Genomic DNA, 14,371 nt, shown 5'->3' with positions numbered 1-14,371 from the left:
TTCGGTAGATTAGCCGTCGACCATGATGACCCTCGCCCCCGCCCGGCCTGCGTCCCCCACCGCTTCGGGCCCGACTCCGCCGACCTCGGGCCCATCGGGTTCCGGCATGGGAACCCGCACGTCAGGGTTCTACCGGCACGATCTCGACGGGCTGCGCGGAGTGGCGATCGCACTGGTCGCGGTGTTCCACGTGTGGTTCGGCAGGGTGTCCGGCGGCGTCGACGTCTTCCTTGTGCTGTCGGGTTTCTTCTTCGGCGGGCGGTTGCTGCGCGGCGCGCTGACGCCCGGCGTGGCGCTTCGCCCCGTCCCTGAGATCACCCGGCTGATCAGGCGGCTGTTACCGGCGCTGGTGGTCGTGCTGGCTGTGTCCGCGGTCCTGACCATCCTGATCCAGCCCGAGACACGCTGGGAGACCTTCGCCGACCAGAGCCTGGCGAGTCTGGGCTACTACCAGAACTGGGAACTCGCCCGTACCGCGTCGGACTACCTGCGGGCCGGAGAGACGGTCAGCCCCCTGCAACACATCTGGTCGATGTCGGTGCAGGGCCAGTTCTACATCGCCTTCCTCGCGCTGATCATGTTGTCCGCCTTGGTCTTCCGCCGCGTGTTCGGCAGGCACGCGCGGACGGCTTTCGTGGTGCTGCTCAGCGGGCTGGCGATCGCCTCGTTCGTCCATGCCATCTATGCGCACAATGCCGATCAGGCGACGGCGTACTACGACAGCTTCGCCCGCGCATGGGAGCTGTTGCTCGGCGCGCTGGTCGGCGCGGTCATCTCGTATGTGCGGATGCCGATGTGGCTGCGCACCCTGCTCTCGGTGGTCGCGCTGGCCGCGATCCTGTCCTGCGGCGCACTGATCGACGGCGTCCACGAGTTCCCCGGCCCGTGGGCGCTGGTGCCGGTGGGGGCGACGCTGCTGTTCATCCTGTCGGCGGCCAACCGCTACGCCGATCCGCACACGGCGGGCCGCATCCCCGCACCGAACCGGCTGATGGCCTCCCGGCCGTTCGTCGCTCTCGGAGCCATGGCCTATGCGCTCTACCTCTGGCATTGGCCCCTGCTGATCTTCTACCTCGCCTACGTCGGCGGGACGCGGGTGAACTTCCTCGAGGGTGCAGGCGTGTTGGCGGTGTCGGCGGTGCTGGCGTGGCTGACCACTCGCTACGTGGAGGAGCCGTTGCGCGCCCGCAGCGCTCCGGCGGCCACCGCCGCCGTCGTGAAGGTGCCGCTGCGCACACGACTCCGCCGGCCGACGATCGTGCTGGGCTCCACGGTCGCCCTGCTCGGGATCGCACTGACGGCGACATCGTTCACCTGGCGCGAGCATGTCACCGTGCTACGCGAAAACGGTGACGAGCTGTCCGGGTTGTCGGCCCGCGACTATCCCGGCGCGCGCGCACTCATCAACGACGCCAGGGTTCCCACACTGCCGATGCGTCCCACGGTGCTCGAAGCCAAGAACGACATCCCGGAATCCACCACCGACGGGTGCATCAGCGATTTCGACAACATCGGGATCATCAACTGCACCTACGGAGACAAGGCGGCCACCCGCACCATCGCGCTGGCCGGTGGCTCTCATGCCGAGCACTGGATCACCGCGCTGGATCTGCTCGGCCGCATGCATCACTTCAAGATCGTCACCTATCTCAAGATGGGTTGCCCGCTCACCACGGAGAAGAACCCGTTGGTGATGGGCGACAACCGCCCCTATCCGAAGTGCCGGCAGTGGAACGACCGGGTCATCCCCAAGATCCTGGCCGACCGCCCGGATTTCGTCTTCACCACCTCCACCCGCCCGTGGAACATCAAGCCGGGCGACGTGATGCCGTCCAACTACCTCGGCATCTGGCAGGTACTGTCCGACAACGACATTCCGGTGCTCGCGATGCGCGACACCCCATGGATGGTCCGCGACGGTGAACCGTTCTTTCCCGCGGACTGCCTCGCCGGCGGCGGCGACGCCATCTCATGCGGGATCAAACGATCCGAAGTACTGTCAGACCACAACCCGACATTGGATTACGTCAAACGTTTCCCGTTACTCAAGCCGCTCGACATGAGCGATGCGGTGTGTCGTGAGGACTACTGCCGAGCCGTGGAGGGAAACGTGTTGCTGTATCACGACGCGCACCACCTCTCGTCGACCTATATGCGCACCATGACCAATGAACTCGGACGCCAGATGGGCGCCGCCACGGGGTGGTGGAGCGGCTGATGTCCTCGGCCGAGCCGTTTTCGCAGGGTCGAGGGGGCCACGAGAAGTCAGTCCCCACCGTCTGGCCCGGAACTCCCTACCCACTGGGGGCGACCTATGACGGCGCCGGTACCAACTTCTCCCTGTTCTCCGAGGTGGCCGAGCGCGTGGAGCTCTGCCTGATCAGCAAGGACGGCCGGGAAGAGCGCATCGAGCTCGACGAAGTCGACGGGTTCGTGTGGCACTGCTACCTGCCCACGATCACCCCGGGCCAGCGGTACGGCTTCCGGGTCCACGGACCGTGGGATCCGGCCGCCGGGCATCGCTGCGATCCGAGCAAGCTGCTACTCGACCCGTACGGCAAGTCCTTCCACGGAGACTTCGACTTCAGCCAGGCGCTGTACTCCTACGACACCGAGGCCGACGACCTGGTCAGCGGCGGCGTCCCCCCGCAGATCGACTCGCTCGGCCACACCATGACCAGCGTGGTGATCAACCCGTTCTTCCAGTGGGGGTCGGATCGCAGCCCGCGCACTCCGTACCACCAGACGGTGATCTACGAGGCGCACGTCAAAGGTATGACGCAGACCCACCCGGGCATCCCGGAGGAGTTGCGCGGAACCTACGCGGGGCTCGGGCACCCCGCGATCATCGACCACCTGCAGTCGCTGAACGTAACGGCTATCGAACTGATGCCTGTGCACCAGTTTCTGCACGACCACCGGCTGCTCGATCTCGGCCTGCGAAATTACTGGGGCTACAACACGTTCGGATTCTTCGCCCCGCATGCGCAGTACGCGGCCACTCGCAACGCCGGCGGGGCGGTCGCCGAGTTCAAGACCATGGTGCGCGCGTTTCACGAGGCCGGCATCGAGGTCATTCTCGACGTGGTCTACAACCACACCGCCGAAGGCAACCACCTCGGACCGACCATCAACTTCCGCGGCATCGACAACTCCGCCTACTACCGGCTGCTCGACGGCGACCTGCGGTACTACAAGGACTTCACCGGCACCGGTAACAGCCTCAACGCCCGCCATCCGCACACGCTGCAGCTGATCATGGATTCCCTGCGCTACTGGGTGCTGGACATGCACGTGGACGGTTTCCGCTTCGACCTGGCCTCGACACTGGCCCGCGAGTTCTACGACGTCGACCGGCTCTCGGCGTTCTTCGACATCATCCAGCAGGACCCGGTGATCAGTCAGGTCAAGCTGATCGCCGAGCCGTGGGACGTCGGCGAGGGTGGATATCAGGTCGGCAACTTCCCAGGTTTGTGGACCGAATGGAACGGGAAGTATCGCGACACTGTGCGTGACTTCTGGCGGGGCGAACCCGCAACCCTAGGCGAGTTCGCGTCCCGGCTGACCGGGTCGTCGGATTTGTACGAGGCGACGGGCCGACGCCCGAGCGCCAGCATCAACTTCGTCACCTGCCACGACGGCTTCACGCTCAACGACCTGGTCTCCTACAACGAGAAGCACAACGAGGCCAACGGCGAAGACAACCGGGACGGCGAGAGCCACAACCGGTCGTGGAACTGCGGCGTGGAGGGGCCCACCGACGACGCCGACATCACCGCCCTGCGCGGCAAGCAGATGCGCAACATCTTGGCGACGCTGATGCTGTCGCAGGGCACTCCGATGCTGGCCCACGGCGACGAGATGGGCCGCACCCAACTGGGCAACAACAATGTCTACTGCCAGGATTCGAAGTTGTCGTGGGTGGACTGGACGCTGTGCAAGACCAACGCCGACCTGGTCGAGTTCACCCGCAAGATGGTGAAGTTCCGCAAAGACCATCCGGCGTTCCGACGCCGCCGGTTCTTCGAGGGTAAGCCGCTGCGCACCGGCGACCAGATCCGCGACATCGCCTGGCTGAATCCGTCGGGTACCGAAATGACGCAGGAGGACTGGGGTTCCGGCTTCAAGTGCGTCGCGGTATTCCTCAACGGGGACGCCATCCCGGCTCCGAACGAGCGCGGCGAACGCGTCGCCGACGACTCGTTTCTCATGTGCTTCAACGCCCACAGCACAGTCGTGGACTTCGTCGTCCCGGACGGCGACTACGCCAGTGCGTGGGCCGGCGCCATCGACACCGCACATCCACAAGGCCAAAGCACACTCGAAATCACTGCAGGAGAAAAAATTTCATTGCAACCGCGGTCGCTCCTCGTCCTCCGTAAGACAGCCTGATGCCAGTCATATCGACCTACCGGCTGCAGATGCGCGGACCGGCCAGCGGCCAGGCCTTCACGTTCGCCGATGCCGAAGCTCTTGTCGGCTACCTCGCCGACCTCGGCGTGTCGCACCTGTACCTGTCCCCCATCCTCACCGCGGCGCACGGGTCCAGCCACGGCTACGACGTGACCGATCCCACCACGGTGTCCGCCGAACTCGGTGGCCCCGAAGGCTTCCGCCGGCTGGCGGATGCCGCCCACGCGGCAGGCCTCGGTGTGATCGTCGACATAGTGCCCAACCACGTCGGTGTCGACGACCCCACCCAGAACCGGTGGTGGTGGGATCTGCTGACCCACGGCCGCGATTCGGCGTACGCCGACTATTTCGACGTCGACTGGACACTGGACCCGGACGGCCGGATCGTGCTGCCCGTCCTCGGATCCGACGACGACGTCGCCGACCTCACGGTGGACGGCGACGTGCTGCGACTGGGCGACCGGCAGTGGCCGATCGCGCCGGGCACCGGCAGCGGCACCGGTCCGGAGGTGCACGAGCGGCAGAACTATCAGTTGATCGGCTGGCGCAACAACGTGTGCGGGTACCGACGCTTCTTCTCGATCACGTCGCTGGCGGGGTTGCGCCAGGAAGACAAGGCGGTGTTCGACGCCACTCACGCGGAAGTCAAACGGTGGTTCGACGAGGGACTGGTCGACGGCATCCGCATCGATCACCCCGATGGATTATCCGACCCCGCAGGCTATCTGGTGTGGCTGCGGGAGCTCGCCGGGCCGGAGGCGTGGATCGTCATCGAGAAGATCCTTGCCGTCGACGAAGCGCTGGACCTCAGCCTTCCGGTCGCGGGCACGACGGGCTACGACGCACTGCGCGAGGCAGGGGGCCTGTTCGTCGACCCGACCGGCATCGAATCGCTCACCGCCCTGATCGAATCGGCGGGTGTGGACTACTCCGCCATCGAAGCGCAAGCGCACACACTCAAAGTGCAGGCCGTCACCGACACGCTGGCAAGCGAACTCGGCAGGCTCAGCCGGGCAGTGACCGCGGCCACCGGTCGCGAGCACGACCGCCTCGGCGACGCGATCGCCGCACTGCTCAGCCACGTCGGCGTCTACCGGTCCGACTATCCCGCCCTGTCGGCGGTGCTTCCGGTCGCGATCGCCGAAACCGCGTCGGCTCAGCCGGAACTCGCCGATCCTCTGCAGCTTCTGGCCGCCGCGCTCGACGCCGGCACCGAGGTTGCCACTCGCCTGCAGCAGCTGTGCGGCGCGGCCACCGCGAAGTCGATGGAGGACTGTCTGTTCTACCGCGATGCGCGGCTCGTCTCGCTCAACGAGGTCGGCGGCGAACCGGAGCGGTTCGGCGTGAGCGCTGCCGAGTTCCACCAGCGGGCGTCGGTGCGGGCGCAGCTGTGGCCGAGCGCGATGACGACTCTGACCACTCACGACACCAAGCGCGGAGAGGACGTACGGGCGCGCATCGGGGTGCTCTCGCAGGTGCCGTCTCTGTGGTCGGGGCTGGTGCGCGGATGGGAGCAGACCACCGCGGCGCCGGACCCCGTCACCGGACTTTTCCTGTGGCAGAACCTGTTCGGGATCTGGCCCGCCGACGGTGCGTTCACCACCGAGTTTCGGCAGCGGGTGCACGATTACGCCGAGAAGGCGATCCGCGAGGCCGCACTCCGCACGACGTGGAACGATCCCGACGAGGGTTTCGAGAGCGCCGTGCACGGCTGGCTGGATTCGATCATCGACGGACCCGTCGCCACGGAACTGACGGCGCTGGTGGCCAAGCTCGACCCGCACGGCCGCAGCGATGCACTGGGCCAGAAGCTCATTGCCCTGACCGCACCGGGCATTCCCGATGTCTATCAGGGCACCGAGCTGTGGGAGGACAGCCTCGTCGACCCCGACAACCGGCGGGCCGTCGACTACGCGGCCCGGCGACAGGCACTGACCGGTGGCGAGCACCCGAAGCTGCGGGTGGTCCGGGCGGCCCTCGCGCTGCGACGCGAGCGGCCGGACACGTTCCTCACCGGCGGATACCGCCCACTTCTGGCTGCCGGCGAGGCCGCCGAACACCTGGTCTCCTTCCGCCGCGGTGACGATGTGGTGGTGGCGGTGAGCCGGTGGACAGTGCGACTGGCCGACAATGGTTGGGGGCAGACGACGTTGACACTTCCCGACGGAGTGTGGGCCGACCGGCTGACCGGGGGGTCCCACAGCGGGACCGTCCTGGCAGCCGACCTGTTCGCCGACCTGCCGGTCACCCTGCTGGTGCGTGCCGATGCCTGAGCATGAGTTCGCCGTCTGGGCGCCGCTGCCCGAGCGCGTCCGTCTCGATGTGGACGGCTCGCTGCACCCGATGACCCGCACCGAAAACGGCTGGTGGCGCGCCGTTGTCGACGCCGCACCGGACGCTCGCTACGGGTTCGTGCTCGATGACGATCCGACCGTACTGCCCGATCCGCGGTCCCCCAGGCAGCCCGACGGTGTGCACGAGCGCTCGCAGCTGTGGCATCCGTCGTCCCGCGGCGGCGCCGCCGACACCTGGCAGGGCCGGTCCATCGAGGGCGCGGTCATCTACGAGCTGCACATCGGCACCTTCACCCCGGACGGCACCTTCGATTCGGCGATCGACAGGCTGGACCATCTTGTCGAGCTCGGTGTCGATTTCGTCGAGGTGATGCCGGTCAACGCCTTCAGCGGGACGCACGGCTGGGGGTACGACGGCGTGCTGTGGTACGCCGTGCACGAACCCTACGGTGGTCCCGACGGCCTGATTCGGTTCGTCGATGCCTGCCACGCCCGCGGTCTCGGGGTGCTCATCGATGCTGTGTTCAATCACCTCGGCCCCTCGGGCAACTACCTGCCCAAGTACGGGCCCTACCTGTCGAGCGGGTCGAACCCGTGGGGTGAGTCGATCAACATCGGCGACGCGGGTGCCGACGAGGTTCGCCGCTACATCCTCGACTGCGCGTTGCGCTGGATGCGCGAGTTCCGCGCAGACGGCTTGCGCCTGGATGCGGTGCACGCGCTCGTGGACACCACGGCAATCCACATTCTGGAAGAGCTGTCGACCGAAACCGACGCGTTGGCAGCCGAAATGGGCCACCCACTGTCTCTCGTGGCGGAGAGCGACATGAACGACCCGCGGCTGATCACCCCGCGTGAGCATGGCGGGCTCGGCCTGACGGCGCAGTGGGACGACGATATCCATCACGCGATCCATTCGGCGGTCTCCGGCGAGCAGCAGGGCTACTACGGCGATTTCGGGACACTCGAGACGCTCGCCACGACCCTGAAGCGCGGCTACTTCCACGCAGGCACCTATTCCTCGTTCCGCGGAAGGCGTCATGGCCGCCCCCTGGACACGTCGAAGATCCCGGCCACCCGGCTCGTGGCCTACACGCTGACCCACGACCAGGTGGGCAACCGGGCGATCGGTGACCGGCCGTCGCAGAATCTCACCGCCGGCCAGCAAGCCATCAAGGCCGCGCTGGCGCTCGCATCGCCGTACACCGCAATGCTGTTCATGGGAGAGGAGTGGGGCGCGGGTACCCCGTTCCTGTTCTTCAGCTCGCACCCCGAGCCGGAGTTGGCCAAAGCCACCGCCGAGGGCCGCAAACGTGAGTTCGCCAGCCACGGCTGGGATGCCGACGACATCCCCGATCCCCAGGATCCCCTGACCTTCGAGCGATCGAAGCTCAAGTGGGATGAGGTCGGGGCAGGCGATCACGCCCGGCTGAATGCGTTCTACCGCAGCCTGATCGCGCTGCGCTCAGAGCCCGATGTGGCCGATCCGTGGCTGGACCACCTGCGGATCGACTTCGACGAGGATGCCCGCTGGATCGTGATGCACCGCGGTGCCGTGACAGTCGCCTGCAACCTGGGCACCGAACCCGTCGACGTGCCTGTCGTAGGCGACGTGGTTCTGGCATGGGGCGCACCGACACCGGGGACCGACGGCACGACGCGCATCGACGGACATTCCGTCGCCGTGCTGCGTCAGGTGAGGTAGCGGTAGGTCGGCGACCCGGGCTCGAGCAGCTCGATGTGGCACTCCGAGGCCTGCATCCGCGCCATCAGCCCCTCCAGGTCTGCGGCCGACCCCATCTCGATGCCGACCAACGCCTCACCGGTCTCCCGGTTGTTGCGTTTGACGTATTCGAACAGCGTGATGTCGTCGTTGGGCCCGAGGACGTCGTCGAGGAAACGTCGGAGCGCGCCCGGCTCCTGCGGGAAATCGACCAGAAAGTAGTGCTTGAGTCCCAGGTGGACCAGCGAGCGCTCCAACACCTCGCCGTAGCGGGACACGTCGTTGTTGCCGCCCGAGATCAGGCACACCACCGTCGAACCGGGCTCGATCTCGGCGTCGAGCAGCGCAGCCACCGACAGCGCGCCCGCAGGCTCGGCGATGATGCCCTCGTTCTGATAGAGATCGAGCATCGCCGTGCACACGGCACCTTCGTCGACCGTGGTGATCGACACCATGTCGCCCGCTGCCGACAACGCGGCAAACGGCTTGGCGCCCACCCGCGCCACCGCGGCGCCGTCGACGAACTGGTCGACGTGATCGAGCGTCACGGGCTCACCCTTGGCGAGAGCGGCCACCAGCGCGGCGGCCCCGGCGGGTTCGACGCCCAGAACCGACGTCGTCGTGGTGCGCTCGGCCAGGTAGGTCGTGATTCCGCTGATACAGCCGCCGCCACCGACCGGGACGACGACCAGATCGGGTTCGGAGCCGAGCTGCTCGAGGATCTCCACGGCGATGGTGCCCTGGCCGGCCATCGTGCGAAGGTCGTCGTAGGGCGGTACCAGAGTTGCGCCGGTGCGGGCGACGTCGGCCAGCGCCGCTTCCGCCGCCATGTCGTAGGTCTTGCCGCCGACGATCAGCTCGATGAAGTCGCCGCCGTGGTAGCGGATCCGATTACGCTTCTGCTTGGGAGTCTTCGCCGGTACGTAGACACGTCCGTGCACACCCATGGACCGGCAGGCCAACGCGAAACCCTGCGCGTGATTGCCCGCCGACGAGCACACCACTCCTGCGGCCTTCTCTTCCGGGCTCAGCTGCATCAGCAGGTTGTAGGCGCCGCGCAGCTTGTACGAGCGCACGGCCTGCTGATCCTCGCGCTTGAGATAGACATTGGCGCCGGTCAGCGCCGACAGACGGTCGCTCAACTCCAGAGGCGTCCTCGACACCACCCCGGCGATTCGCCGAGCTGCCTCATCGATGTCCGCGGCGCGCAGCGCGGATGCAGGATCGATGCGGGGACTCTGGCTCAGCTCAGCGGACACTGCACAATGGTGCCACCGCACCCCACCCAGGGAAAAACGACCGAGTTCGGCGTTCGGCCGGGCGCTCGACATAGAGAGCCCACAAGTGCCGTTTCGGCTAGCCGAAACCTCGTATACGAGCTATCGTTACCTTTGTGACGACCGCTGAACACTTCCGCGAGGCCGCGTCCCGGCCGAGCTCCACGGTGTCGATCGCCGGAGTGCCGTGGCCCACCTTCAAGGTGGTGTCGCTCCTGGTAGGTCTGCTGGTCTTCGTCGTCGTGGGCATCGCTGCCGGCGCCCTGGCGCCGGCCGTTCTCACGGCCACCGCCGTCACCACCGTGACGTGGTTGACCCTCGGCCTTGCCGGGCGCGATCGCTAGCCGACCTGCCGCGTTCAGCTGCCGAGGCAGCCGGGTCCCAGCAGTTCTTTCAGGTCGCCCATCAGTGCCGACGACGGGGTCACCCGCAGCGAATGATCCAGCTCGAGCGTGGTGATCCGCTCACCGCTGATCAGGCGCAGATGGACCTGCGCGGTCCCAGGATGCCGTGCCAGCACCTGCTTGAGCGCGGTCACCTTGTCGACGGTGCACTGCCGGGTGGGCAGGCTCACCGCGACCGGCTTGTTGGTCTGGGCACTCGAAAAGTCCGGTACCACAAGCTCGTTGGCGATCAATGAGATCCGGTCGTCGCGGATCGCCACCTTCGCGCCGATCAGCACCACGACGTCGTCGGCGATCTCGGCGCCGAACATCGAGTAGGTCTGCGGGAAGAAGAGCACCTCGATGCCACCGGTGAGGTCCTCGATCTGCGCCGACGCCCACGGCAGGCCGTTCTTGTTGACGCGCCGGTTCACCGACGCCAGGATTCCGCCGACCCGCACCTGAGTGTCGTTGGCGACATCCCCGTCGAGGATGGCCGGGATCTGCGTGTCGACCTGCGCGGTCAGTAGATGTGCAATGCCGTTGAGCGGGTGGCCGGACACATACAGCCCGAGCATCTCCCGCTCGAGGGCGAGCTTGTGTTTGTCTTCCCATTCCTCGTCGGGCACTTTGATGGTGAACACCGACTCGGCACCGCTGTCGTCGCCGCCGCCGAACAGGTCGAACTGACCCATCGCCTCGGCCTTCTTCGTGCCGAGCACCGAATCGACGGCATCGGTGTGCACCAGGAACAGGCCTTTGCGGGGATGCCCGAGTGAATCGAAGGCACCCGCCTTGACCAGCGACTCCGTCACCTTCTTGTTGCAGGCGGCGATGTCGATCTTGTTCAGGTAATCGGAGAAGTCGGTGTACTTGCCCTTCTCGCTGCGCGTGTTCACCAGCGAGGCGACGACGTTGGCACCGACGTTGCGGACCGCGCCGAGGCCGAACCGGATGTCTGCGCCCACCGACGCGAAGTTCTGCACGGACTCGTTGACGTCGGGCGGGAGCACGGTGATACCGAGACGACGGCAGTCGGCCAGATACACCGCCGCCTTGTCCTTGTCATCGCCCACCGAGGTGAGCAGACCCGCCATGTACTCGGCCTGGAAGTTGGCCTTCAGGTAGGCCGTCCAGTACGACACCAACCCGTAGCCCGCCGCGTGCGACTTGTTGAACGCGTACCCGGCGAACGGAAGAATGGTGTCCCACAGTGCCTTCACCGCCGCGGCGGAGAATCCGTTGGCGGTCATCCCTTCCAGGAAGCCCTTGTACTCGGCCTCCAGGACTTCGAGCTTCTTCTTGCCCATGGCCTTGCGCAGCGCGTCGGCCTTGCCCATCGAGTAGCCGGCGACCTTCTGGGCGATGAACATGATCTGCTCTTGGTAGACGATCAGGCCGTACGTCTCCGAGAGGATCTCGCGCAGCGGTTCCTCGAGCTCGGGGTGGATGGGCTTGATGGCCTGGCGGCCGTTCTTGCGGTCGGCGTAGTCGTTGTGCGCGTTCATGCCCATCGGGCCGGGCCGGTACAGCGCAAGCACGGCGACGATGTCGTTGAACTCGGTGGGCTGCATGCGGCGCAGTAGATCGCGCATCGCACTGCCGTCGAGCTGGAACACCCCGAGCGTGTCACCGCGGCCGAGCAACTCGTAGGCCTTGGGGTCGTCGAGGTCCAACGACTCCAGGTCCACGTCGATACCGCGGTTGGCCTTGATGTTCTCGATGCAGTCGCCGATGATCGTCAGGTTCCGCAGACCCAGGAAGTCCATCTTCAGTAGACCGATGGCCTCACACGACGGGTAGTCCCACCCGGTGATCACCGCACCGTCCTGCGGCCGCTTCCACAGCGGGATCGCGTCCATCAGCGGCTCGGAGCTCATGATCACCGCGCAGGCGTGCACGCCGGCGTTGCGGACCAGGCCCTCCAGGCCGCGCGCGGTCTCGTAGATGGTCCGCACGTCGGGATCGGTGTCGATCAGCGCACGGACCTCCGCGGCCTCCTTGTACCGCTCGTGGGTGGGGTCGGTGATCCCGGACACCGGGATGTCCTTGGCCATGATGGGCGGCGGCAGGGCCTTGGTGATGCGGTCGGCGATCGCGAAGCCCGGCTGGCCGTAATGCACCCGCGCCGAATCCTTCAGTGCCGCTTTCGTTTTGATGGTGCCGAAGGTGATGACCTGGGCGACCCGGTCACTTCCCCACTTGTTGGCGGCGTAGCGCAGCATCTCACCGCGGCGACGGTCGTCGAAGTCGATGTCGATATCGGGAGCGGACGGACGCTCGGGGTTGAGGAACCGCTCGAACAGCAGACCGTGGGGAATGGGGTCGATGTTGGTGATGCCCATGGCGTACGCCACCAGCGAACCTGCCGCCGAACCACGGCCGGGCCCCACCCGGATGTCGACCGATTTCGCGTAGTTGATCAGGTCGGCGACGATCAGGAAGTAGGCCGGGAAACCCTTGTCGCAGATGACCTTGATCTCGAACGCCGCCCGATCGGTGTATTCCTGCGGCACCGGTTGGCCGCGGAACCGGCGCTCGAGGCCGACCTGCACCTCGTGGGTGAGCCAGGAACCCTGGTCATGCCCCTCCGGCACCGGGAACACCGGCATCCGGTCCTTGGGCGCCCACACATCGGTGTACGGCTGCACCCGCTCGGCGATCAGCAGCGTCGAGTCGCAGGCACCCGGAACCTGGGAGTCCCACAACGCCCGCATCTCGGCGGCGGATTTGAGGTAGTAGCCGTCCCCGTCGAATTTGAACCGGTTCGGATCCGACAGCGTCTTGCCCGTCTGGATGCACAGCAGCGCCTCGTGGTTCTGGGACGCGTCGCGGGTGACGTAATGGCAGTCGTTGGTGGCCAGCGGCGGTATGCCCAGTGTCTTGCCGACCTCGAGCAGGCCGTCGCGGACCCGGCGTTCGATGTCGAGGCCGTGATCCATGAGCTCGAGGAAGAAGTTCTCCGGACCGAAGATCTCCCGCCATTTGGCAGCGGCCTCGATGGCCTCTTTTCGGTGCCCCAGCCTCAGCCTGGTCTGCACCTCGCCCGAGGGGCAGCCGGTGGTGGCGATGATGCCTTCGGCATGTTCGGCGATGATCTCGGCGTCCATCCGGGACCACTTGCCGAGCTGGCCCTCGAACGACGCCAGAGACGACAGCTTGAACAGATTGCGCAGCCCCGTCGCGTTCTCGGCGACCATGGTCATGTGGGTGTAGGAACCGCTGCCGGAGACGTCGTCGGACTTCTGGCTCGGGTCACCCCACAGGACCCGCTTGGTCTCGAAGCGCGACGCCGGTGCGATGTACGCCTCGATCCCGATGATCGGCTTGATGCCGACGTCGGTGGCCGCGTTGTAGAACTCGCTGGCGCCGAACATGTTTCCGTGGTCGGTCATGCCGATGGCAGGCATCTCGAGCCGCTGCGCCTCGGCGAGCATCGGTTTCACCTTCGCGGCACCGTCGAGCATCGAGTACTCGGTGTGGTTGTGGAGATGTACGAATGACCCACTCATAGGGACGCCAGTCTATGGCCGCCCACCGACAGTGCTCGGCGTGTCGCGCTGCGTGTCTCAGGTTGGCCGGATCACGCCCCGAGCGCTGATTCGTACGGCTCGCTCAGCAATCCGTGACCGAGCACATGCAGCAATTGCCTGGCTACCCCGGACGCGTCACCGCCGTCCATCACGAACCCGGCATGGAAGCCGAGGCCCCAGAACAGTGCCGCCAACAGATCGGCCACGGCGTGGACGTCGGTGTCGGACGCCAACTCACCGCGATGCACCGCGTCCGCGACCACGGCGTCGTAGAACGCGTGCACCGTCGACACGATCGCGCGGGCGGCTTCGTGGCGGTGCACCCCCCTGTGGTGGTCGATGCGCGCCGTGAGGATCATCTTCAGCAACGCCGGTTCGGCGGCACCCAAACGATGAAACTCCGTCGTGAACACTGCTAGTTGGCGTCTCAGTGGACTGGCGGACATCGCCCTGGCAGCACATTCGGCCACCTGCGCACGAACATCGGAGAGCAACTCGTCGTAGAGGTCTTCCCTGGTGGCGAAGTAGTAGTGCAGCGTGGGGCGGCTGATGCCGGCCCGCCGCGCGATCTGCTGGAACGTGGCTCCGTGATAACCGCGCTCGGCGATGAGATCGCGCGCCGCACCCAGGATGGTTCGGCGGGTCTGCTCGGAGTCGGACCCCACCGGGCGACCACGCTTGCGAACTGCGGGCCCCACCAGGGTCTCGTTCTCCACGAGCAAACGTTAGGACATAGCTACTCGCGGGT

The 14,371-nt window shown here is 66.4% G+C and carries 8 protein-coding genes; 5 read left to right on the top strand and 3 right to left on the bottom strand.

From position 1 onward, the window contains the following. The first annotated feature begins 22 nt into the window (after positions 1 to 22). Genes EL337_RS13075 through treZ form a run of 4 tightly spaced genes read left to right on the top strand, consistent with a single transcriptional unit; the run spans position 23 to position 8,412 of the window. A complete protein-coding gene (locus tag EL337_RS13075) occupies positions 23 to 2,218 on the top strand; it encodes an acetyltransferase SucT (RefSeq protein ID WP_048633868.1) in 2,196 nt (731 codons plus the stop codon). Next, positions 2,218 to 4,392, top strand: coding sequence for a glycogen debranching protein GlgX (glgX, locus tag EL337_RS13070; protein WP_048633918.1), 2,175 nt, complete (start codon positions 2,218 to 2,220; stop codon positions 4,390 to 4,392). Before EL337_RS13075 ends, glgX begins: the two co-directional genes overlap by 1 nt. After that, a complete protein-coding gene (treY, locus tag EL337_RS13065) occupies positions 4,392 to 6,686 on the top strand; it encodes a malto-oligosyltrehalose synthase (protein WP_048633869.1) in 2,295 nt (764 codons plus the stop codon). Before glgX ends, treY begins: the two co-directional genes overlap by 1 nt. Continuing rightward, positions 6,679 to 8,412, top strand: a complete 1,734-nt coding sequence (gene treZ, locus EL337_RS13060) for a malto-oligosyltrehalose trehalohydrolase (RefSeq protein ID WP_048633919.1) — start codon at positions 6,679 to 6,681, stop codon at positions 8,410 to 8,412. Before treY ends, treZ begins: the two co-directional genes overlap by 8 nt. Here the strand turns inward: treZ and ilvA are convergent. After that, entirely contained in the window at positions 8,400 to 9,689 is a 1,290-nt protein-coding gene (gene ilvA, locus EL337_RS13055) for a threonine ammonia-lyase IlvA (RefSeq protein WP_048633870.1), read from the bottom strand. The two genes, treZ and ilvA, sit on opposite strands and share 13 nt — an antisense overlap. Positions 9,690 to 9,823: 134 nt before the next feature. Between ilvA and EL337_RS13050 the strand changes: the two genes are divergently transcribed. Further along, on the top strand, positions 9,824 to 10,051 hold the full coding sequence (locus EL337_RS13050; protein ID WP_048633871.1) for a hypothetical protein: 228 nt from the start codon (positions 9,824 to 9,826) through the stop codon (positions 10,049 to 10,051). Between the two features lie 14 nt (positions 10,052 to 10,065). Here the strand turns inward: EL337_RS13050 and dnaE are convergent, their stop codons facing one another. Then, on the bottom strand, positions 10,066 to 13,602 hold the full coding sequence (gene dnaE / locus EL337_RS13045) for a DNA polymerase III subunit alpha (protein WP_048633872.1): 3,537 nt from the start codon (positions 13,600 to 13,602) through the stop codon (positions 10,066 to 10,068). Positions 13,603 to 13,673: 71 nt separating this feature from the next. Continuing rightward, complete coding sequence (locus tag EL337_RS13040) at positions 13,674 to 14,339, bottom strand: TetR/AcrR family transcriptional regulator (protein WP_048633873.1); 666 nt, start codon at positions 14,337 to 14,339, stop codon at positions 13,674 to 13,676. Between the last annotated feature and the right edge of the window lie 32 nt (positions 14,340 to 14,371).

This window comes from Mycolicibacterium aurum, from assembly GCF_900637195.1.
GTDB lineage: Bacteria > Actinomycetota > Actinomycetes > Mycobacteriales > Mycobacteriaceae > Mycobacterium > Mycobacterium aurum.
The sequence above is the reverse complement of the archived record's forward strand: the minus strand, read 5'-3'. Positions and strand labels throughout refer to the sequence as shown.

Coding starts and splice junctions, on each gene's coding strand:
- treZ (WP_048633919.1), top strand. CDS start 6,679: ATGCCTGAGCATGAGTTCGCCGTCTGGGCGCCGCTGCCCGAGCGCGTC.
- dnaE (WP_048633872.1), bottom strand. CDS start 13,602: ATGAGTGGGTCATTCGTACATCTCCACAACCACACCGAGTACTCGATG.
- treY (WP_048633869.1), top strand. CDS start 4,392: ATGCCAGTCATATCGACCTACCGGCTGCAGATGCGCGGACCGGCCAGC.
- glgX (WP_048633918.1), top strand. CDS start 2,218: ATGTCCTCGGCCGAGCCGTTTTCGCAGGGTCGAGGGGGCCACGAGAAG.
- EL337_RS13075 (WP_048633868.1), top strand. CDS start 23: ATGATGACCCTCGCCCCCGCCCGGCCTGCGTCCCCCACCGCTTCGGGC.